23 protein-coding genes are annotated in these 21,338 nt (G+C 61.3%); 19 read left to right on the top strand and 4 right to left on the bottom strand.

Annotation, left to right across the window (positions count from 1 at the left end; genetic code table 11):
- The first annotated feature begins 109 nt into the window (after positions 1 to 109).
- From JF515_RS08600 to ribD, 4 genes are all read left to right on the top strand, one after another.
- Entirely contained in the window at positions 110 to 1,756 is a 1,647-nt protein-coding gene (locus tag JF515_RS08600) for a methyl-accepting chemotaxis protein (protein ID WP_203103206.1), read from the top strand.
- Between the two features lie 198 nt (positions 1,757 to 1,954).
- The gene (gene glyA, locus JF515_RS08595; protein ID WP_203103204.1) at positions 1,955 to 3,211 is read left to right on the top strand and encodes a serine hydroxymethyltransferase; all 1,257 of its coding nucleotides are present in this window, start codon (positions 1,955 to 1,957) and stop codon (positions 3,209 to 3,211) included.
- A gap of 117 nt (positions 3,212 to 3,328) precedes the next feature.
- Complete coding sequence (nrdR, locus tag JF515_RS08590) at positions 3,329 to 3,820, top strand: transcriptional regulator NrdR (protein ID WP_203103202.1); 492 nt, start codon at positions 3,329 to 3,331, stop codon at positions 3,818 to 3,820.
- Positions 3,817 to 4,989 carry a bifunctional diaminohydroxyphosphoribosylaminopyrimidine deaminase/5-amino-6-(5-phosphoribosylamino)uracil reductase RibD gene (gene ribD / locus JF515_RS08585; RefSeq protein ID WP_203103194.1) on the top strand — a complete coding sequence of 391 codons (1,173 nt, stop codon included), beginning with the start codon at positions 3,817 to 3,819 and terminating at the stop codon, positions 4,987 to 4,989. The genes nrdR and ribD overlap by 4 nt, the downstream gene beginning before the upstream one ends.
- A gap of 20 nt (positions 4,990 to 5,009) precedes the next feature.
- Here the strand turns inward: ribD and JF515_RS08580 are convergent, their stop codons facing one another.
- Positions 5,010 to 6,275, bottom strand: a complete 1,266-nt coding sequence (locus JF515_RS08580) for a GGDEF domain-containing protein (protein WP_203103192.1) — start codon at positions 6,273 to 6,275, stop codon at positions 5,010 to 5,012.
- 378 nt (positions 6,276 to 6,653) lie between these two features.
- On the opposite strand from JF515_RS08580, the gene paaA reads away from it, so the two are divergent.
- The 12 genes from paaA to JF515_RS08520 all read left to right on the top strand — a co-directional run bounded on the left by paaA (position 6,654) and on the right by JF515_RS08520 (position 17,816).
- A complete protein-coding gene (gene paaA / locus JF515_RS08575; RefSeq protein ID WP_203103190.1) occupies positions 6,654 to 7,643 on the top strand; it encodes a 1,2-phenylacetyl-CoA epoxidase subunit PaaA in 990 nt (329 codons plus the stop codon).
- 126 nt (positions 7,644 to 7,769) lie between these two features.
- Positions 7,770 to 8,051: a 1,2-phenylacetyl-CoA epoxidase subunit PaaB gene (gene paaB / locus JF515_RS08570; RefSeq protein ID WP_138772655.1), complete on the top strand. Its 282-nt coding sequence runs from the start codon at positions 7,770 to 7,772 to the stop codon at positions 8,049 to 8,051.
- An 11-nt stretch (positions 8,052 to 8,062) separates the two neighbouring features.
- Positions 8,063 to 8,818 carry a 1,2-phenylacetyl-CoA epoxidase subunit PaaC gene (gene paaC / locus JF515_RS08565; RefSeq protein ID WP_203103188.1) on the top strand — a complete coding sequence of 252 codons (756 nt, stop codon included), beginning with the start codon at positions 8,063 to 8,065 and terminating at the stop codon, positions 8,816 to 8,818.
- Entirely contained in the window at positions 8,805 to 9,344 is a 540-nt protein-coding gene (gene paaD / locus JF515_RS08560) for a 1,2-phenylacetyl-CoA epoxidase subunit PaaD (RefSeq protein WP_203103179.1), read from the top strand. Before paaC ends, paaD begins: the two co-directional genes overlap by 14 nt.
- Before the next feature lie 91 nt (positions 9,345 to 9,435).
- Positions 9,436 to 10,512, top strand: a complete 1,077-nt coding sequence (paaE, locus tag JF515_RS08555; RefSeq protein WP_203103171.1) for a 1,2-phenylacetyl-CoA epoxidase subunit PaaE — start codon at positions 9,436 to 9,438, stop codon at positions 10,510 to 10,512.
- A gap of 374 nt (positions 10,513 to 10,886) precedes the next feature.
- Positions 10,887 to 12,938, top strand: coding sequence for a phenylacetic acid degradation bifunctional protein PaaZ (gene paaZ, locus JF515_RS08550; protein WP_203103160.1), 2,052 nt, complete (start codon positions 10,887 to 10,889; stop codon positions 12,936 to 12,938).
- Between the two features lie 152 nt (positions 12,939 to 13,090).
- The gene (locus tag JF515_RS08545; protein WP_203103158.1) at positions 13,091 to 14,824 is read left to right on the top strand and encodes a DUF6119 family protein; all 1,734 of its coding nucleotides are present in this window, start codon (positions 13,091 to 13,093) and stop codon (positions 14,822 to 14,824) included.
- 110 nt (positions 14,825 to 14,934) lie between these two features.
- Positions 14,935 to 15,228 (top strand): SymE family type I addiction module toxin, encoded by a 294-nt coding sequence (locus JF515_RS08540; RefSeq protein ID WP_203103156.1) that lies wholly within the window; start codon positions 14,935 to 14,937, stop codon positions 15,226 to 15,228.
- Between the two features lie 255 nt (positions 15,229 to 15,483).
- Positions 15,484 to 15,774: a type II toxin-antitoxin system RelE/ParE family toxin gene (locus tag JF515_RS08535; protein ID WP_203103154.1), complete on the top strand. Its 291-nt coding sequence runs from the start codon at positions 15,484 to 15,486 to the stop codon at positions 15,772 to 15,774.
- A 19-nt stretch (positions 15,775 to 15,793) separates the two neighbouring features.
- Positions 15,794 to 16,111 carry a HigA family addiction module antitoxin gene (locus tag JF515_RS08530; protein ID WP_203103144.1) on the top strand — a complete coding sequence of 106 codons (318 nt, stop codon included), beginning with the start codon at positions 15,794 to 15,796 and terminating at the stop codon, positions 16,109 to 16,111.
- A gap of 280 nt (positions 16,112 to 16,391) precedes the next feature.
- Positions 16,392 to 17,216, top strand: coding sequence for an HNH endonuclease signature motif containing protein (locus JF515_RS08525; RefSeq protein WP_338015188.1), 825 nt, complete (start codon positions 16,392 to 16,394; stop codon positions 17,214 to 17,216).
- 138 nt (positions 17,217 to 17,354) lie between these two features.
- Positions 17,355 to 17,816 (top strand): DUF488 family protein, encoded by a 462-nt coding sequence (locus JF515_RS08520; RefSeq protein WP_203103142.1) that lies wholly within the window; start codon positions 17,355 to 17,357, stop codon positions 17,814 to 17,816.
- 93 nt (positions 17,817 to 17,909) lie between these two features.
- Here the strand turns inward: JF515_RS08520 and JF515_RS08515 are convergent, their stop codons facing one another.
- Positions 17,910 to 18,596: a hypothetical protein gene (locus JF515_RS08515; protein WP_203103140.1), complete on the bottom strand. Its 687-nt coding sequence runs from the start codon at positions 18,594 to 18,596 to the stop codon at positions 17,910 to 17,912.
- Positions 18,597 to 18,668: 72 nt separating this feature from the next.
- Between JF515_RS08515 and JF515_RS08510 the strand changes: the two genes are divergently transcribed.
- The 3 genes from JF515_RS08510 (at position 18,669) to JF515_RS08500 (ending at position 20,029) form a co-directional block, all read left to right on the top strand.
- Entirely contained in the window at positions 18,669 to 18,902 is a 234-nt protein-coding gene (locus JF515_RS08510; RefSeq protein WP_203103138.1) for a HigA family addiction module antitoxin, read from the top strand.
- 97 nt (positions 18,903 to 18,999) lie between these two features.
- Entirely contained in the window at positions 19,000 to 19,662 is a 663-nt protein-coding gene (locus tag JF515_RS08505) for a nucleotidyltransferase domain-containing protein (protein ID WP_203103136.1), read from the top strand.
- Positions 19,610 to 20,029, top strand: coding sequence for a hypothetical protein (locus tag JF515_RS08500; protein WP_203103134.1), 420 nt, complete (start codon positions 19,610 to 19,612; stop codon positions 20,027 to 20,029). The genes JF515_RS08505 and JF515_RS08500 overlap by 53 nt, the downstream gene beginning before the upstream one ends.
- A 13-nt stretch (positions 20,030 to 20,042) precedes the next feature.
- Here JF515_RS08500 and JF515_RS08495 read toward each other — a convergent pair whose 3' ends face one another.
- Positions 20,043 to 20,321, bottom strand: coding sequence for a DUF1778 domain-containing protein (locus JF515_RS08495; RefSeq protein WP_203103132.1), 279 nt, complete (start codon positions 20,319 to 20,321; stop codon positions 20,043 to 20,045).
- A gap of 83 nt (positions 20,322 to 20,404) precedes the next feature.
- Positions 20,405 to 21,301, bottom strand: a complete 897-nt coding sequence (locus tag JF515_RS08490) for a LysR family transcriptional regulator (RefSeq protein WP_203103129.1) — start codon at positions 21,299 to 21,301, stop codon at positions 20,405 to 20,407.
- Positions 21,302 to 21,338 lie beyond the last annotated feature (37 nt).

Here is a 21,338-nt window from a genome sequence, read left to right as displayed (position 1 = left end):
GATGAAAGCCCGCTCAAGTTCCCGGCGCCCGCGCCGATACCCAGCGCGAAGAACAATGAATGGTGGGTGCCATGTACGCCCGCCCTGACCCGCACTGAGGAGTCGAGCCGTGTTTGCCAATTTCAACCGGATCAATGTGAAGTATGGCGCGGCCTTTATCGGCGTGGCCTTGGCGTTGCTGGTGGTGGTCACCGCCAACGCCATGCTGGTGCACACCGTGAAGACGCGCATGGTGGAGGTGGCGGAGGTATTCAACCAGGCTTTGTCGCTGACGCTGAACGCCGACCGCGACTTGTATCAGGCACGCATCGCGGAGATGTCCTATCTGGCCACGGTGCCGGATACCGCCGAGGCGCAAGCCAGCCGCCAGGCCTTCGAGGAGAACGCGGATCAGGCCCGGGACCGTCTTAAGCAGGTGGCGGCGCTGCTGGCGCCCTACACCGACACCGACGAGCAATTGCAGCGGTTCCAGGTGCTTTACGGCACCTGGCGCGAGGACGCTACCCGGGTATTCACCCTGTATGACGACCAGGATATCGGTGGTGCCATGGAGCAGCTTGATGGTGCCTCCCGGGATGCGTTCCAGGCGCTGCGCGGCTTTTACGATGAAACCGGGCAGGCCGTGGATGCCCGGGTCCAGGCTTTGGAAGCGGAAACCCTGGCCCAGGTGGCGCGCCAGCAGACCCTGGTGATCGGCTTCGCCGTGGTGGTGGGGCTGATGGCCGTGGCGGTGGCACTGATCGGCCCGCACCTGATGTCCAAGGCGATCCGCCAGGTCAGCCAGCGCATCCGCGAGATCACCCAGGGCGATGGTGACCTCACCGCCCGCATCGACAGCCACCGCCGGGACGAAATCGGTGAGCTGGCGCGGGAGTTCAACGCCTTCATCGAGCGCATCGACACCACCCTGCAAGCGGTGCGCGACAATGCCGTGGGGGTCAACCGGGCTTCCGATGAGATCGCCCAGGGCAGCCAGGACCTGGCCTCTCGCACCGAGCAGTCCGCCGCCAACCTGCAGCAGACCTCCGCCTCCATGGAGCAGATCACCACCACGGTACGCAATACCTCCGACGCCGCCCGGCAGGCCGAGGGCATGGCCCAGGCCACCGTGGACGTGGCTCGTCGCGGGCAAGAGGCGATGCGCGAGGTGGAAGCCACCATGGACGAAATCAGCGATTCGTCCGCCAAGATCAACGAAATCATCGCGATGATTGATGGCATCGCCTTCCAGACCAATATTCTCGCCCTGAATGCCTCCGTGGAGGCGGCCCGGGCCGGCGAGCACGGCAAGGGCTTCGCCGTGGTGGCCCAGGAAGTACGCACCCTGGCCGGTCGCTCCGGCGACGCCTCCCGGGAGATCCGCGCGCTGGTGGACCGCTCCGTGAGCTCCACCCGGAACGGCGCCGGCATGGTCAAGAACGCGGGCCGCACCATGGAGGAGATCGTCGAAAGCATCGACAAGGTGACCCGGGTGATCAGCGACATCAGCACCGGCGCCCAGGAGCAAAGCCAGGGCATCGGCCAGGTGAACACCGCGGTTACCGAGCTCGACACCATGACCCAGCACAACGCCTCCCTGGTGGAGGAAACCAGCGCCGCCGCCGAGTCCATGCGCCAGCAGGCGGCGGCCCTGGCACGGCTGATCGCCGGCTTCCGCCTGAGCGATGGCGGCGGTGGGCAACCGGAAAGCCGCGCGCCGATGCTCCGCGCGGTGCCGTCGGATCGCACCGGCGGCGGGAAGGACCTGGCCGCCTGAAACCCGGGGGCCACGGGCGTAAGCCGCTTCCACGATGCTCTCGGGCCTCCATGGGAGCGGCCTCCGCCGCGAAACCCATCCCGCGTCATCTTGAGCCCCGGTCATGGTTTTCCTGAATCCCCTTCAAGTGCCATCCGGCGCGGTTTTGGGTAGAATACGCGCCCCTGACACCCACCATTGCACGACGACAGGTAACCCATGTTCCCGAAATCCATGTCCATCGCCGAGTTCGACCCGGAAATCCAGGCCGCCATCGACGCCGAGCGCGAGCGCCAGGAACAGCACATCGAGCTGATCGCCTCCGAGAACTACGCTTCCCCGCGGGTCATGGAAGCCCAGGGCTCCGTGCTCACCAACAAGTACGCCGAGGGCTACCCGGGCAAGCGCTACTACGGTGGCTGCGAGAACGTGGACGTGGTCGAGCAACTGGCCATTGATCGCGCCCGTGAGCTGTTCGGCGCCGACTGGGCCAACGTGCAGCCGCACTCCGGTTCCCAGGCCAACGCCGCTGTCTACATGGCGGTGCTCAAGCCCGGCGACACCGTGCTGGGCATGAGCCTGGACGCCGGTGGCCACCTGACCCACGGCGCCAAGCCCAACTTCTCCGGCAAGATGTACAACGCCGTTCAGTACGGCCTGGACAACGACACCGGCCTGATCGACTACGACCAGGTGGAAAAACTGGCCCGCGAGCACAAGCCGAAGATGATCGTGGCCGGCTTCTCCGCCTACTCCCAGGTGGTGGACTGGCAGCGCTTCCGCGACATCGCCGACGAAGTGGGTGCCATTCTGCTGGTGGACATGGCCCACGTGGCCGGCCTGGTCGCCGCCGGCGTCTACCCGAGCCCGGTGGGCATCGCCGACATCACCACCACCACCACCCACAAGACCATCGGCGGCCCGCGCGGCGGCCTGATCATGGGCAAGGCCAACGAGGATCTGCAGAAGAAGATCAATTCCGCGGTCTTCCCCGGCGGTCAGGGTGGGCCCCTGGAGCACGTCATCGCCGCCAAGGCGATCTGCTTCAAGGAAGCCATGGACCCGTCGTTCAAGACCTACCAGCAGAACGTGGTGAAGAACGCCAAGGCCATGGCCAAGGTGTTCATCGACCGTGGCTATGACGTGGTTTCCAACGGCACCGAGAACCACCTGTTCCTGCTCAGCCTGATCAAGCAGGACATCACCGGTAAGGACGCCGACGCCGCCCTCGGCCGCGCCCACATCACCGTGAACAAAAACGCCGTGCCCAACGACCCGCGTTCCCCGTTCGTCACCTCCGGCCTGCGCATCGGCTCCCCGTCCATCACCCGCCGGGGCTTCAACGAACAGGACGCCACCGAGCTGGCCGGCTGGATCTGCGACATCCTCGACAACATGGGCGACGAGAGCGTGATTGACGCGGTACGCGGCAAGGTCAGCGAGATCTGCAAGCGTCTGCCGGTGTACGAGCGCTAAAAAGCCGATACAGGATGCAGGATTCAGGATGAAGGGCGACCGTGGGATCGGCCGATTTTCCCTGTATCCTGTAACCTGCATCTTGTATCGCGGCCGAAGGCCGCTTCGGAGAACACCATGTATTGCCCCTTCTGTGGAGCTCAGGACACCAAGGTTATCGATTCCCGCCTGGTCGCCGACGGCGGCCAGGTGCGGCGTCGCCGCGAGTGTTTGAGTTGTTCGGAGCGTTTCACCACCTTCGAAACCGCCGAACTGGTAATGCCCCGGGTGATTAAATCCGACGGCACCCGCGAGCCCTTCAACGAAAGTAAGTTGCGTGCCGGCATGCTCCGCGCCCTGGAAAAGCGACCGGTGAGCATGGAGGACCTGGAAGCCGCGATCAGCCGTCTGTGCCATCGGCTGCGGGCCACCGGCGAGCGGGAAGTGCCGGCCCGGGAAGTGGGCGAGTTCGTCATGGAAGCCCTGCGGGAACTGGATGACGTGGCCTATGTGCGCTTCGCCTCCGTGTACCGCAGCTTCCAGGACATCTCCGAATTCGCCGCCGAGGTGGACCGCCTGCGCAAGGGCGGCCGCAAGGACGGCCCGGGTGACGACCAGGGCGGCGCATGAGCGACGCCGCCTTCGATCAGCAGTGCATGCTGCGCGCCCTCTACCTGGCCCGGCGCGCGCTCTACACCACCGACCCCAACCCCCGCGTGGGCTGCGTGCTGGCCCGCGATGGCGCCATCATCGCCGAGGGCTTCCACCCGCGTGCCGGTGAACCCCATGCGGAACGCCATGCCCTGGCCGCCGCCGGCGATGCCGCCCGGGGCGCCACCGCCTACGTCACCCTGGAACCCTGCTCGCACACCGGTCGCACCGGTCCCTGCGCCGATGCCCTGATCCAGGCTGGCCTGGCCCGGGTGGTAGTGGCCATGCAGGACCCCAACCCGCGAGTGGCTGGCAACGGCCTGCGCAAGCTGCGCGACGCCGGTATCGAAGTGGAGGTGGGCCTGCAGGAGCAGGAAGCACGGGCGCTGAACCCGGGGTTCATTCGCCGCATGACCGGCCAGCGTCCCCTGGTGCGCATCAAGGCCGCCGCCAGCCTGGACGGGCGCACCGCCATGGCCAGCGGCGAATCCCAGTGGATCACCGGGCCGCAAGCCCGGGAGGATGTGCAGCGGCTGCGCGCGCGCAGCTCCGCCATTGTCACCGGCGTTGGCACGGTGCTGGCGGACCGGCCCTCCTACACGGTGCGCCCGGAGCAATGGATTCTGGGCCGTTACCATGATTATGGCGACGGCGAGGTGCGCCCGCCGCTGCGGGTGATCCTGGACCCGGCCCTGCGTACGCCGCCGGACAGCCCGGTGGTCACCGCCGATGGCCCCTGCCTGATTGCCCATGGCGAGGCCGCCCCGGCGGAACCCCGGGCGGCGCTTGAGTGCGCCGGCGCCGAGCTGCTCGTCCTGCCTCTGGCGCCGCGCCCGGAGGAGGGCGCCGCGGAAGCGGCCCGGGCGGAGGGGCGGCGCGGCCTGGATCTCGCCGCGCTGCTGGCGGAGCTGGCCCGCCGTGAGTGCAACGAGGTGCTGGTGGAATGCGGTGCCACCCTGGCCGGCGCCTTCGTGCGTGAGCGCCTGTTCGACGAACTGATCGTCTACATGGCACCCACCCTGCTGGGCCGTGACGCCCGCGCCTTGTTCGACCTGCCCCTGGAACGCATGGCTGATCAGATGCGTCTGCGCTGGACGGACGTTCGCCATCTGGGCGACGATCTGCGCCTGACCCTGACTCCGGCTTGACGCTGCCTCGGACCTGACGCTCAGGGCGCGATGGCGAGCCGGTTGCGGCCCTCCGCCTTGGCCCGGTACAGCGCCCGGTCGGCGCGCTCCAGAGTCGCCCGCCAATTGTCGTCGGTCAGCTCCGCGAAGCCCACGCTGGCGCTCATCTCCAGGCCCGGCGTGCCGGTATCCAGATGGCGGAATGCGTGCAACAACCGCTCCGCCACCGCCAGCGCCGCGTCACTGTCCGCCTCGCTTAGATAGACCACGAACTCGTCGCCGCCCCAGCGGCAAGCCAGATCCTGCTCGCGCAGGGTATGGCGGATGCCGTCCGCCACGGCTCGGATCAGGCGGTCGCCCTGTTCATGGCCATGGAGGTCGTTGACCGCCTTGAAGTGGTCAAGATCGATAAACAGCAGCCCGCCAGTGGCGCCATCCGGCAGCCGGTCAAGGTGCTGCTCCATGTAGGCGCGATTAAACAGCCCGGAAAGCGGGTCCCGGGTGGCCTTATCCTCCAATCGGCGCATCTTGTGATCATAGTGGGTGCGCTCACGCAGGGTTTTGGAGTAATGCATCGCCATGGCGGCGAAGGCACCGATCTGGAACACCGCGCAGCCCAGCGTGAGGCCGCTGAAAGGTAGCGCCTCCAGCCCCAGCTCCCGCAAGGTGTCATGCACCCCGGCCAGAAAGAATACCGTGAAACCGAACACCGTCATTCGCCACAGCAACCGCCCGTGGGCCCGGCGTGCGCGGCGCAGCATGGCGAAAGCAACCGCCACCAGGGTGGCCAGGCAGGCCACGTAGACCGGCGCGGCCAGGGCGCCGTAATCCGCGAATACACCCACCGGCGTCACCCGATACCGGTCGGAGGCAATCACCAGCCGTGGGTCGTCGACCCAGAACAGCCCGGCCAACAGGGCGCCCAGCAGATAGATCGGCAATAAGCGCCTTGATGGTATGCGACGGTCACCCAGTACCTGGTGCAGCGCCACCAGGGAGGCCAGCGATAGGATCACCGCGCTCAGGGACACCCGGTACGGCACCATGACGCTTTCCAGGCGGTTTTCCATCAGGCAGATGCGCACAGCGATGTCGCCGGCCACGTAGGTGGTGGCGCACAGGTTGGCCACGGTGAAATGCAGCGCCACTGGCGCTTCCCGGTCGCCGTTGCGGTACAGCGCCACGGTGAATACCACCAGCAGGCTGGACAGGGTGCCCGTGGCGCCCACCGCCATGATCTTCGCCCACAATGCCCAGGTATCCACGCCCGAGCCCGTCAGGCCGGCGACCACGATTTCATTCGGCATACAGCCCCATCCGCGACAACAACTCCCCGCGAAAAGGGTAGCAAAAGCGGTGGCGGGCCGCCGCTTTCCGAGGTGTTAACGCGTTGTCTTTTGGTTCTTGCCTCATAGAGGGAGCCCCGCAGTACCGGCTCTGTATCGTATTGTTAATGACGGTGGGGTTGGGAGGCCATCGACGGGGCCTGGGTAACACCAGGAAATGGCAGAGGTATTGCCATAAAAAACAAGGATTTATGTATATTCATGGCGGCAAGAAAAACGACCATCATCAATATGATACGTAATTGAGATATTGACACTAAATTATGTGTCGTATAAAAAGGAGCCATTCATGGCGGAAACCCCGGCCCCGGCGTTCCGCCCACGCATCAAGGAGGCACCATGTACGCACAACAGGTGGACACCGGCAGCAAGGGCCTGAAGAGCCTGGACGAGATGAGCCCGGAAGAACGCCACTTCCAGGAGAAGGTGGACGGGGAAGTCCGCATCGAGCCCAAGAACTGGATGCCCGACGGCTACCGCAAGACCCTGATCCGCCAGATCTCCCAGCACGCCCACTCGGAAATCGTCGGCATGCTGCCGGAGGGCAACTGGCTGACCCGGGCGCCTTCGTTGAAACGCAAGCTGCAGCTGATGGCCAAGATCCAGGACGAGGCCGGCCACGGCCTGTACCTGTACAGCGCCATGGAAACCCTGGGTGCCGACCGCGACGAGGAAATCGAGAAGCTGCATCGCGGCGAAGTGAAGTTCTCCTCCATCTTCACCTACCCGACGCTGACCTGGGCGGACATGGGCGCCATCGGCTGGCTGGTGGACGGCGCCGCCATCGTTAACCAGGTGCCGCTGCAGCGCTGCTCCTACGGCCCCTACGCCCGCGCCATGATCCGCGTGTGCAAGGAAGAGAGCTTCCACCAGCGCCAGGGTTACGAAATCCTGCTGACCATGATGCGCGAAGGCACCGACGAGCAGAAAGAGATGGTGCAGGACGCCATCAACCGTTTCTGGTGGCCGTCGCTGATGATGTTCGGCCCCTCGGACGAAAACTCTCCCAACTCCGCGCAATCCATGGCCTGGAAAATCAAACGCCACGGCAACGACGAACTGCGCCAACGCTTCCTGGATCAGACCGTGCCGCAGCTGGAATTCCTCGGCTGCACCGCCCCGGACCCGGACCTGAAATGGAACGAGGAAACCGGCCACTACGACTTCGGCGAGATCAACTGGCAGGAATTCTTCGACGTGCTCAAGGGCCACAGCCCCTGCGGCATCGAGCGCATCCAGCAGCGCAAGAAAGCCATCGACGACGGCCAGTGGGTGCGCGACGCCGCCGTGGCCTACGCCGAGAAGAAACAAGCGAACAACGCCGCCTGAAGGCGATCGCGGCTAAAGCGGAACGCCGCCCGGTCGCTCCTACGGGGAGGCATCCACATGCTGTAGGAGCGACTTCAGTCGCGATCCCCACAACAAACGCAAACGCAGCACAACCGGAACACGACAATGGCAGACTGGACCCTCTTCGAAGTCTTCGTGCGCAGCAAGCACGGCCTCAACCACAAACACGTGGGCAGCGTGCACGCCGCCGACGCCACCATGGCCCTGGAAAACGCCCGCGAGCTGTACACCCGCCGCAGCGAAGGCGTGAGCCTCTGGGTGGTGCCCGCCGAGCAAATCACCGCCAGCGCCGGTGACGAGAAAGAACCCTTCTTCGACCCGGCCGACGACAAGGTCTACCGCCACGCCAGCTTCTACAAGCTGCCCCCGGAAGTGGACCAGATGTGAGGAGCGCGACGATGACTAACGATCAAGCACTCACCGAATACCTGCTTCGCCTGGCCGACACCGACATGGTGCTGGCCCAGCGCTTCTGCGAATGGTGCGGCAACGCCCCGGCGCTGGAAGAAGAAATCGCCATGATGAACGTGGGCCTGGACCTGATCGGCCAGGCGCGCAACTGGTACGACTACGTCGCTGAACTGCGCGACGACGGCCACGATGCCGACTTTCTCGCCTTCCGCCGCAACGAACGGGAATACCGCAACCTGCTGATCGCGGAACAGCCCCGCGGCGATTACGCGGTGACCACGGCGAAGCAGTTCTTCTTCGACGTCTGGCACCACCTGGTGCTCACGTGCCTCACCGAATCCAACGACGAACGCATCGCCGGCATCGCCGCCAAGGGCTTGAAGGAAGTTACCTACCACCGCCGCCGCTCCACCGAATGGATGCTGCGCCTGGGGCAGGGCACCGACGAAAGTCACCGCCGTCTCACCGACGTCGTGCAAACCCTGTGGCGCTTCACCTACGAGCTCACCGACACCGACCAGATCGAGGACCAGCTCGCCGAGGCGGGCATCGGCGCCGGCAACGTGGGCGACGCCTGGCGCAACGAAGTGGCCCGCGTGTTCGCCGAGGCCGGCCTGGCGCTGCCGGAACCGGCGCGCCACTTCTACATGGACGGCAAGAACGGCAAACACACCGAGCATCTGGGCTTCTTGCTGGCCGAGATGCAGTACCTGCCCCGGGCCTACCCCGATGCAACCTGGTGATCTGATCTACCGCGAGCGCAAAGCCTACCAAGGTATGCCGCTCGGCGAAGACGACCTGCCCCGGGCCTGGGAATGCCTCACCGAGGTGATGGACCCGGAAGTGCCCGTGGTCAGCGTGGTCGATCTGGGCATGATCCGCGCGGTGGAATGGGACGGCGACCGCCTCAAGGTGAAAGTCTCGCCCACCTATTCCGGCTGCCCGGCCACCGAAGTGATCGAGCGCGACGTACAAGAGGCCCTGGAAGACACGGGCTTCAAGAACCCGCGCATCGAACGGGTGCTGGCCCCGGCCTGGACCACCGACTGGATCACCGACCAGGGCCGCGCCGCGCTCCAGGCCTACGGCATCGCGCCGCCGCCGAAAGGGCAGGGCCGTGACACCTTGCACGACCCCGGCCCGGCGGAATGCCCGCACTGCGGCGGCACCGACACCGTCCAGGTCAGTGAATTCGGCTCCACCGCCTGCAAGGCGCTCTACAAGTGCCGCGACTGCCTGGAGCCGTTCGATTACTTCAAGTGCCTCTGAATCGGCCACCTGAATGCGGTCTTTTGAATCAAGAGCGGGCCGCCGCCAACGCACGCGGCCCCTCGAAACCGAAAAGTGAAGAGTTCGCGCCATGAACCAATTTCATTCCCTGACCATCCGTGAAGTGCGCCCGGAAACCCGCGAAGCCGTCTCCATCGCCTTCGACGTCCCCCCGGAGCTCCGCGACACCTTCCGCTTCACCCAGGGCCAGCACCTGATCGTGCGCACCCACATGGACGGCGAGGAAGTGCGCCGCTCCTACTCCATCTGCACCGGCGTCCACGACGGCGACCTGCGCGTGGCGGTGAAAAAAGTCCCCGGCGGCCGCTTCTCCGGCTTCGCCAACGGCGACCTGAAAGAAGGCGACACCCTGGAAGTGATGCCCCCAAGCGGCCACTTCTTTGTCGAGCTGGACCCGGAGCGTGAGGCCCACTATCTGGCCGTGGCCGCCGGCAGCGGCATCACGCCGATCCTGTCGATCATAAAAACCACCCTGGAAGCCGAGCCCCACAGCCAGTTCACGCTGCTCTACGGCAACCGCTCCAGCAACTCCACCCTGTTCCGCGAAGCGCTCAGCGACCTCAAGAACGCCTACCTCGGCCGCTTCAACGTGATCTACCTGTTCAGCCGCGAGCAACAGGACGTGGACCTCTACAACGGCCGGATCGACGCCGACAAATGCGACGCCATCTTCTCCCGCTGGCTCGACACCCCGAACCTGCACGCCGCCTTCCTCTGCGGCCCGCAATCCATGACCGAAACCGTCCGCGACCGTCTCGTCGCCAACGGCCTGGACAAAAGCCGCGTGCACTTCGAACTGTTCGGCGTGGAAGGGCAAACCCAGCGCAAGCACCGTGCCCCGGAAGAAGTGACCGACGACGAAGACAAAACCCAGGTCACCATCATCGCCGACGGCCGCGAAGTGCTCGTCGAACTGCCCCGGGACAGCAAGAACATCCTCGACGCCGCCAACGAAAACGGCGCCGACCTGCCGTTCTCCTGCAAGGCCGGCGTCTGCTCCACCTGCCGCTGCAAGGTGGTGGAAGGCGAAGTGGAAATGGACAACAACTTCGCCCTGGAAGACTACGAAGTCGCCGCCGGCTACGTGCTCTCCTGCCAGAGCTATCCGGTTACCGACAAAGTCGTGCTCGACTTCGATCAGCCGTAGGAAATGCATTGAAGCGTGGGACGCTGTTTGCTGACGCCGGACGCCGGACGCCGGACGCCGGACGCCGGACGCCGGACGCCAGACGCCAGACGCCAGACGCCAGACGCCAGACGCCAGATGCCAGATGCCAGATGCCAGATGCCAGATGCTTGAAAACCAATCGCGACTGAAGTCGCTCCTACAGCGGTTTCGGACCGGGCTGTAGGAGCGACTTCAGTCGCGATAACCAACGCCAAAAACCGGCACACCGCCAGATGCGGCACGGGTCACCAGGAAGCACAGCCTTCCGCCGTCACATCACGGCGACCCAAACAAAACCCAGGCCGCGGCCCCAAGAAGCCGCGCCCATACGCAGACAAACAAGGAGCCACGCCATGACCGTTCTCCAAAGCTACCTCGCCGGCCAATGGCTCGGCACGCAGCCCGCCAAACCCCTGGCCAGCGCCATCAACGGCGAAATCGTCGCCCACACCCACGACGACGCCCCCGACTTCGCCGCCGCCGTGGACTACGCCCGCACCACCGGCACCCGCGAACTGCTCAAGCTCGACTTCCAGGAACGGGCCGCCCGCCTCAAGGCCATGGCGCTCTACCTGCAGGAACACAAAAAAGAGCTCTATAAACTCTCGCGCCACACCGGCGCCACCAAAGGCGACAACGCCTTCGACATCGACGGCGGCTTCGGCACCCTGTTCGCCTACGCCAGCATGGGCCGCAAGGAGCTGCCCTCCGGCAATGTCCTCCACGAAGGCCCGGCGGTCCCCCTCGGCAAGGAAAACCACTTCGCCGCCACCCACATCCTGGTACCGCGCCGTGGCGTCGCCGTGCACATCAACGCCTTCAACTTCCCGGTCTGGGGCATGCTGGAAAAATTCGCCGGCAACTTCCTCGCCGGCATGCCGTGCATCGTCAAGCCGGCCACCGCCACCAGCTACCTCACCGCCGCCTGCGTGCGCCTGATGCAAGACTCCGGCGCCCTCCCGGAAGGCGCCCTGCAACTGATCATCGGTGGCACGGGTGATTTGTTGGACCAGCTCGACGAACAGGACATGGTCACCTTCACCGGCTCGGCCAACACCGCCCGCAAGCTGCGCGCGCACCCCAACATCATCAACCGCTCCATCCCCTTCAACGCCGAAGCGGACTCCCTCAACAGCGCCATCCTCGCCCCGGACGTCACCCCCGACGACGAGGAGTTCGACCTGCTGGCCAAGGAAGTGGTCCGCGAAATGACCGTCAAAGCCGGCCAGAAATGCACCGCCATCCGCCGCATCCTGGTGCCGCACCAGCATCTGGATGCCTTCGCCGACCGCCTGATCCAACGCCTGGAAAAAATCACCCTGGGCGACCCGGACGAAGAGGGCGTGCGCATGGGCGCGCTCGCCTCCCTCGACCAGAAAGAAGACGTGGCCGCCGCCGTCAACGACCTGCTCAACACCTCCGAATGTATCTTCGGCGGCAACGGCGACCCGCAGCCCATCGGCCAAGGCACCGACAAAGGCGCCTTCTTCGGCCCGCGCCTGCTGCGCAGCAACGACCCCCACGCCGACGGCGGCGCCCACGACATTGAAGCCTTCGGCCCGGTCAGCACCCTCATGGGCTACGGCGACCTGGATGAAGCCATCGCCCTCGCCGACAAAGGTAAAGGCAGCCTAGTCACCACCTTCGCCACCAAGGACCCGGACAACGCCGCCCGCGCCATCCCGGTGCTCGCCGCCCGCCACGGCCGCCTGCAGATCCTCAACGCCGAATCCGCGAAGGAATCCACTGGCCACGGCGCGCCCCTGCCCATGCTCAAACACGGCGGCCCCGGCCGCGCCGGCGGCGGTGAAGAACTCGGCGGCATCCGCGCCGTGCGCCACTACCTCCAGCGCACCGCCATCCAGGGCTCTCCCTCTATGCTCGTCGCCGTCACCGGCGAATACGTACGCGGCGCCGACGTCCTCGAAACCGAAGTGCACCCCTTCCGCCGCCACTTCGACGACCTCGCCATCGGCGAATCCCTGCTCACCCACCGCCGCACCGTCACTGAGGCTGACATCGTCAACTTCGGCTGCCTCTCCGGCGACCACTTCTACATGCATTTCGACGACATCGCCGCCAAGGACTCCCAATTCGGCAAACGCATCGCCCACGGCTACTTCCTGCTCTCCGCCGCCGCCGGCCTCTTCGTCTCCCCGGCTCCCGGCCCCGTCCTTGCCAACTACGGCCTCGACACCCTGCGCTTCATCACCCCCGTCGGCGCCGGCGACACCATCCGCGCCCGCCTGACCTGCAAGCGCAAAATCGACCAAGGCAAAGCCGCCCCCGACGGCACCCCCCAAGGCGTGGTGGTCTGGGACGTGCAGGTCACCAACCAGAACGACGAACTCGTCGCCAGCTACGACATCCTCACGCTGGTGGCGAAGAAGAAAGGGGACGCATAACCGCCATGTGGTGAGTTAGTCCTTACTCTTTAAATTCAGGCTTCCTTGGTGATGGCCGCTCCTTTTGGGGCGGCCTTTTTTTGTGCTAAAAACTTACTTAAGAGCTGGTTTGGCTCTTTCTGCCAGAGAGGCAAAAATAATAAGGAGCCAGGATGGATAAGCAAATAGCCAAAATTTCATTTTTTTTGGGTAAAGAGGGGCAAGATTTTAAATCTATAGTCAAGGAAAAGAAAATCCCGGGGGAGACCGAAAACTTCAAAATAAGAGATATCGAGTTGGATGGGGTTTTCGTTAGATTCTTCTGTGGGAATATTAGGAAGAATGACAGTAAGAATCCGGCCTGGTTGGATTTCATAAATGAAAAGATTGAAGATGAAAGCGATAAAATAAACTTCCCAACAAGCGTAATGCGCCCTAGCGGGTTGCTGCTTATTAGTATAAATGACAGGGTGCTCGCGGCGTGCTTCGGTGTGCATGGGGCTAGTTGGCTGGAAAAGCTCAATTGCGAGCCAGATTTCGGTATTATTACCGCAATGAATATGTGTGGAAATAAAGAGATCCGTCAGACCAGGTCCAGTCACAGAACGGTCGACACTAAAAGTATAAGCAGAAGTTTGAGTAGGCCCTCGGAGTCTTCAACGATAGGTATGGAGGAGTCGGAATACTTAGAGTTTATGTCCGCGCATCTAAAAGATAATAATCGAGTTACTTTGCAAGGTAAAGATAGCCTTACCGTAAAAGTTATTGGTGATGACAAGATCGATTGGGAAACAATGATCGGGTATGCGCGAAATTTTCTGGATAATTATCGCTCTGATGAATATAAGGAGCTTTTCCCTAATTATCCAAACTTCCAAGACGTGCAAGAAGAAATGATTGGGAGGCTTGATGAATTATTGATTGAAAAGATCAAAAATAGAGATGTTGATAGGATGCATTTGGCGATTCCAGAGTTTATTCCTGAAGATGAATATAGTTTTTCATACTCTGCCAATAGTAAAAGAAATAACAGGATACACTCCTACATAGAGGTCTCTCATCTTTGGAGTGAGAAAGCCATTGATGTTGATCAGCTTTCTGCTGATTCCCTAAAGAGAAAAAAGATATACGCTTATTCACATGATGAAGATGCGATACTAGGATATAAATTTTGGTTCTTGTACTCATGCATTGTGGTCGATATAGAGGTTGATGGGGATTGTTATTTTCTCTTTGATGGAAGGTGGAGAAAGATTGATTCTGATTTTTATCAATCTATAGAAGATTTTATAGAGATCGAGCTCCAGGAGGTCGAGGTCGATGATGAATATAAGTGGATTGATATATTTGACGAAGAAGACAAGAAGAATAAAGAGGCGATTTTTAACAGCGAGTATTGTAAGAAAAATATATTTGCTGTGAAGTTTGATCAGGCCAAGTTGAAGATTGGTGGTAGTAAGAAAGATAAGGAATTTTGCGACATCCTTGAGATGGATGATGATGTTATATATATAACGCATGTGAAGAGATACGGTGGTTCCAGCTCCCTGAATTATCTCTTTTCACAGGCTAGGTTTTACTGCCAATTCTTTCTTTCTGATCAAGTTTTTCTTGATGAGATAAGGGGGCATATAGGTGAATCTGGTTATGATTATAAAGACGAGATTCTTGATAGGGTTGGTGGAAGCATAAAGGATGTTAACGGAAAGGATTATGGTGTTCGGTTATGGATTCTCTATGACCAAACTGGCTCGAAGCCCTTAAAAAATGATTTGCCGCTGATGGCAAAGTACGAGATTAAGTTAACTTATGAGCGATTGATAAATTTGAACAAGTATCAATTTGTTAATATGAGTATGATTCCGGTCCATGTGACGAAGCATGTGGAAGAAAGGGAAGGAAAATAACTATAAGTTATTTTGTTTTCTTTGGGTGGTGTGAGAGCATGAAGACACTGCCTCCGGGTGCGGCAACACCCGAAGGCAGCTAACCACAACAGACTGATACGGAGTCCATCATGGCTGCTCGCAATCATAAGCCACGCGCCCGCGTGGGTAAAAGCGAAACCCCCAAACCCAACCGCGAATTTCCCTATATTCGCCACCTCAAGGTCCACCCCGGCCAGTACTACTCGTCCGGCGGCCCTCTGTATCTCCACCTAAGCCGACCGCCCAAGCCACCGGTGCCCTGGGTCCACGTAAAGGGCTATTGGCTCGCCGAGGCCGGCTTCGTCGTCGGCACCCAATTGGAGGTGGAAGTCAGCGAAGGCCGCCTGGTGATCTCGGCGGCCCCAGAGCCCTCCGGCGCCTGACCGCCGCCCGCGCCGCCGCCTTGCCGGGCGGCGGCTTTCCAGCAAGCTTGTGTCGCCGGGCGTCCTCCTTCAAGGGTTGCGTTTACCGGCCAGTATGTTCTGCTGGGCTGGGTAAGGACATTGGTCTGGCTTTACTGCTGCCACCAATAAAGGCGATCAAAAACAATAGGATGCGAACTGGGGGAGCCAGGGATCGGCCCATAGGCAACGAGTATCCTGGCTTGTAGCATGTAGCGATACAGGGTACAATTCGTCGTGATCAGTGAGTTCAGAGATCAGTGGTTGGATGACTATTACTTTGGTGGTCAATCAACACGGCATATTCCCAGCAACATAGAGAGTGCGTTAAGGCGAAAGCTTCAAATCATCCATGCCGCAAAGGGAGAGAAGGATCTTATGGTTCCTCCCGGCAATAAGTTTGAGCACTTGAGCGGTAAGTTGAAGAGATGGTGCTCAATCAGAGTCAACAAGCAATACCGGCTGGTCTTTCAGTGGGACCATGGTGAGGCCCGAGGTCTCTATCTGGACCCACATACCTACCGGTGACGAGAAAATGAGGTGCGTTATGGCTGAAGCATTGAGGATCCCGGCGCATCAACCCACGAGTGTTGGTTTGATGCTCAAAGAAGAGTTTCTTGAACCCTTGGGGGTTACCCAAGGCGAACTCGCTAAGGCAATGGGCGTGGGCCGGAAAACAGTTAACGAGCTCTGCGGTAACCGCCGCGGCGTCACCGCTGAAACGGCTTTCCTGCTTGCTAAAGTACTGGGCACCACGCCGGAGTTCTGGCTCAACTTGCAGCTACTCAACGACATGTGGCTGGCCAAGCACAGCGAAACGCTGGCGGCCAAGCTCAGTGTGGCCCGTTCATTAGTCGCGGCTTGACGCTCATACAGACCTGAACGGCGGAGGCGGGCCACTTCGTGGCCGCCTCCCCCTAAGCGCCAGTGAAGGGTCGCTCAGATACCCGCCTCGCTTTACGGCCGTTTTAACGCTCTCCTGTCACTCTGTACCCTTAGATCTTTTCATCGATCCCTTGATTTCTGCCCTTTGCAAGGCTGCAACCAAGAGCGCATACCCGTTATGATCCCTGGCGAACAATAGTCGTCGACGCTCTGGCTTTGGCCTGCGCGTCTAGGCAGTTCGATTGGCTTGGGGAAGCACAGTGTTTGAAGTGGGGAAGGAGTATCACCGCCGTTCGCAGATCCATGAGGTGTATGGCGGGCAGCAGCAAGGCGGTATTTCCACGCCAAAGAACGCTCCCTACGTGTTCCTGTTCATTTCAGAGACCGGCGGTCGGCACGGTTACACGGACGAATTCAAAGAGGGCGTGTTCTTCTACACCGGGGCGGGGCAAGTCGGGGACATGGCGTTCACCGGCGGCAATCGCGCCATTGCTCATCATCAGCAAGATGGTAAGACGTTGCACCTCTTCGAATACACGCGCCGTGGGTACGTTCGTTATATCGGTCAGGCGGACTGCATTGGTTACCACCAGGAAGAGCGTCTTGACCGGCATGGCGAGCTGCGTCAGGCCTTGGTGTTTCATCTCGATGTGAATTCGTCGCCTCCTTCCACGTTGGTGCGGGAGGCGCGGCCGCTCTACGACCCGGGCGATACAGATAGGCTGAAGCGCTATTCGCTGACGCAGCTTCGGGATGCGGCGCTTCCGAAGGCCGTTAGCACCGTCGAGCCACAGACTCGAATGCGAGTTGCCTACTACCGGGCGGAAGCTATTCGACGCTATGCATTGGGGCGTGCCAAAGGCTATTGCGAGGGCTGTGCCCAGCCGGCGCCGTTTTCCTCGTCACAAGGTCCTTATCTTGAGTGTCACCATCTTCACCGTGTGGCCGATGGTGGGCCTGACCACCCCGAGAACGTGATTGCGCTATGTCCGAATTGTCATCGGCGGGCCCATTACGCCAGGGATGCGGTGAGCTTTAATGCCCGGCTGGTACAGATTGCAAAAGCTGCTGAGGGTGCGTCGTAAACTTCGCAGAATCTCGGCTCTCCGGCTCATGAGCGTAACTCTCGGCGGCTTGCGGGGTAAGAGATCGGACATGGACAGGGGCCGTTGGCCCATGGACAATGCTCTGCCAGAAGTGCTGTCATTCCGCAGGTAAATACTATGTTGCTCTACACCGCCGGTTATGAAGGTGTTGATATCGAGGCCTTCGTGCAGGGTCTCAGAGACGCCGGTGTCGACCAGATCATCGATGTGCGCCAGTATCCGATTTCCCGTAAGCGGGGCTTTTCTAAGACGGCGTTCTCCGAGAAGCTGGCAGAGGCCGGTATTGCCTACCGCCATATCCGGGAGCTGGGGTGCCCCAAGCCGATCCGGGAGCAATATAAGCTTGATGGCGACTGGTCCCGGTATGAGAAGGACTTTCTGCGTTACATCAAGAGCCAGGAGGCAGCCCTGAATCAAGTGGTGGATCAGTCACGTGCTACGTATTCCTGCCTGATCTGCTTCGAGGCGGACGCCACCTTCTGCCATCGTCGCCTGGTGGCAGAGGCGAGCCAGAAGATTCAGCCTCGCCTCACTATCGATCATCTGTCGATCAGAAAAGAGTTTGCTGCGGCTCTTTAGGTGGATAGATCAGGCTGACGATCAGCCACTGATGCCTGTGCCGGTGCATATTGCCCATTAGAAAGAGCAAGTCGGTTTCGCCCAATTGGCGCATTAACTTATCCCGGAACGGTGCTTGCCAGCCTTGCGGCCCGTGTTGCGCGATGAGTTTGCGATACAGGGCGCAGACTTCCCAGTCCACGATTTGTTCTTATGAATTTGTGGTCCCGCCGGGGTTTTGCACTCGTAGTGGTAGTGAAAATCAAAGGGGATCTTCTGGAGAACACGAACGCTGCTTCGGGTCTCTTGAAAAAGCTCACCTTGTTTCTGGAGCTGCATCAATTTATCCAGCTCCTCCGCCGTCCAGTCCTTTTCCTTGGTGGGGTTAATTTCCAACTCCACCAATTTCTTGGGGCGGAGTAAGCCGAGCGAGATGTCTTGTTCTACTCGGGCGCGCTCCAGATCATCGAAGCTGCTAAAGATGGGGATTGATTGTATCGCTTGCCGGCGTTCTAGCCAGCCTTGGCGTGTAGAAAGCGGCTCTTGACGCTCCAGGTCGTCGACGTAGATGCGATGACTTTCCGGGCGATGATCGTCCCTGGTCTTTTCGATCCTTGCGTTGATCCATTGCCATTTTCTGAATTTCTGCTCCTCGGTGAGGAACCGGAAAGGAACGGGATAAAGCCGGATCAGGCGCCCGGTCTCTTCCATGCCGGCCACGCAGGATGTTTCAGCGTATCGCTTGCTCGGTGATGGGTAGGTCTTGCACAGAATAAGAATATTGGCTCTTCGAGTAGCCATAACATCCCCCAACTTTTCCTTGTCAGTGTTTTTTTATCCCTTTTACGATATCGCTATTGGGTAAGCAATAATTTGTGTCTCTTCCGCAATAATCGCCTCGCCAAGGAAATCGGCGTACCTGCGCAGCACATCGGCGATATCGTCGCCGGCAAGTGCGCCATCACCGCGGATACGGATCTGCGGCTGTGTCGTTTCTTCGGCCTGTCCCGTGGTTATTGGCTGCGGGCGGAGGTGGCGCACGATACCGAGGCGACCGAGCGTGAGCCGATTGTCCTTTGTACTGGAAGTAGGCGGGGCGGTGTTTGAGCGCTGTTGCTGGCTGGGTACCCAATTTGGGGTTCTGGGGACTCAATATGAGTTTTCTCATATGAAGATACTCATATTGGGTTTATAGTTACCCATTATGGGTATAAATCACGGTATCGAAACCAATCCCGGCCGCCTCTCCCTGGCCGACGCCTTGTTCTCCAGCACCCAGCAGCGGGTGCTCGGGCTGCTGTTCGGCCAGCCGGAGCGGAGCTTCTTCGGCGCCGAGGTGATCGGCCTGCTGGGCATGGGGTCCGGCGGGGTGCAGCGGGAGCTGAAGAAGCTGGCCGATAGTGGGCTGGTCCGGGTGTTTCGGGTGGGGAATCAGAAGCACTACCAGGCCAATCCGGAATCGCCGATCCATGCCGAGCTGGTGGGGCTGATTCGCAAGACCGTGGGGCTGGTAGGGCCGCTGCGGGGGGCGCTGGCGGCCTCTCCGGAGGCCGTCGATCTGGCGCTGGTCTACGGCTCGGTGGCGAAGGGTGGGGCGACGGCGGCGAGCGATATTGACCTGCTGCTGGTGTCCGATACCCTGACTCTTGAATCGGCCTACGGGATGCTGGCCGATGTGGAGAGCACCTTGGGGCGGCCGATTAATCCGACGTTGTACACCAACGCGGAGTTCGAGAAGCGGCTGCGGGACGGCAATCCGTTCCTGCATAAGGTGCTTTCAGGGGACACGATACTGTTGCAAGGACGCTTACCCGATGACTTCCGATCCTCTGGAGAATCTGGCCCGCACCGGCCAGCTCAAACCTGAACCGCCCGCCGAGGCCGAACTCAACGGCCTGTTCCTCTCCGGCCAGCGTCGACTGGCCGATGCCGAGCAGGAAAGTCTGAGCCTGGAGAGCCGCTTCGATCTGGCCTACAACGCGGCCCATACGCTGGCGCTTACCGCCCTTCGCTTGCAGGGCTACCGCTCGGAAAGCCGCTATCTGGTCTTTCAGTGTCTCAAGCACACGGCGGATTTGCCGAACGCTCAGTGGCGGGTGCTGGACCAAGCCCACCGGAAACGCAATCTGGCTGAGTACGAAGGCCATCTGGAAGTTGACGAATCGCTGGTGGCCGCGATGATTCGGGTGGCCCGCGATGTCGAGGCTTCGGTGCGGTTGCGCCTGCAAGGTTGACGACTGGCAGGAATCAGGTTGAACGGCTCAGTGCCTTAATTAGATCGTCGGTGGGTGCAGGCGGGTTTTCAACGGTGTCGAGCACCCGGCAGAAGTCCTCGTTACTGACGCGGGTGACCACGCTCTGGCTGAGCAGGCGCTGAGCGCGGGCTTTGGCGCTGCCTTGAATAAACTCCGCTAAGCGCAGACCGCTGACGTCAGCCGCTCGCTGCAACAGCGTCTTGGTAGTCGCATCCATGTGTAAAGTGATCCGTTCTATGTCGCAATCGGAACGGGCGGGTAGCTTTTTCATTGTGGTTGCTCCGGCATGGCCGTTCTTCCAGTGATTCAGCTGAATCTATTCTGTGAATAACCTGCTCTCGGCTCGATCAGGCTTCAAGTCATTTGCGCCAAACGCTCCTTCAACGCCCCCTCCACCGCCTCGATAAAATGCCGCACCCGCGGCGACAGCAGCCTGCTGTGCGGAAACACGAACTGCACGGGCATGGGCGGCGGGTTGTAGGCGGTGAGCACGGGCACCAGGGTGCCGCGTTCGAAGTCCTGTTGGGCCTGGTAGCTGAGCACGCGGCAGAGGCCGAGGCCGTCGCGGGCGGCGGCGAGTTGGGTGTCGATCTGGTTGGCGCGGATCAGTGGGTCGATGCGTTGGGGCCAGGGTTTGCCGTCCACCTGGAAGCGCCAGGTGCTGCCGGCGGGGGCGAAGCAGACGGTGGGCCAGTGGGCGAGGTCCTGGGGGTGTTGGGGTTGGCCGCGTTGTTCGAGGAGGTGGGGGCTGGCGCAGAGGACGTAGCCGGTGTGGCCGAGGGGGCGGGCGATGAGGGTGCTGTCGGCGAGGTGGCCGATGCGCAGGGCGAGGTCGAAGCCTTCTTCGAGCAGGTCGGTGACGCGGTCGAGGAGGGTGAGTTCGGCGCGCATGTGCAGGTGTTGTTTGAGCCAGTGGTTGAGCAGGGGGGTGAGGTGGAGGTGGCCGAACATCACCGGGGCGGTGATGGAGAGGGTGCCGGCGGGTTCGCTGCGGTGGCTGTCGAGGCGGGCTTCGGCGGTGTCGATGTCGGCCAAAATCTGGCGGCAGTGTTGCAGGTAGTCGCGGCCTTCGTCGGTGAGGGCGAGGCGGCGGGTGCTGCGGTTGAGCAGGCGCACGCCGAGGTGCTGTTCCAGGCCGGCGAGGGTGCGGACGATGGCGGCGGGGGAGCGGTCCAGTTTGTCGCCGGCGGCGGAGAGGCTGCCCTGGTCGACGATGGCGACGAAGGTGCTCATGGCTTTGAGTTTGTCCATGGGAGGCGTGCGGCTCCATTTTTGCGAAAAGCTGAAT

The organism is Alloalcanivorax marinus (genome assembly GCF_016785095.1).
In the GTDB taxonomy this organism is placed as follows: Bacteria; Pseudomonadota; Gammaproteobacteria; order Pseudomonadales; family Alcanivoracaceae; genus Alloalcanivorax; species Alloalcanivorax marinus_A.
Note: the sequence above shows the minus strand (reverse complement) of the source record. Positions and strands in the feature narration are given on the sequence as shown.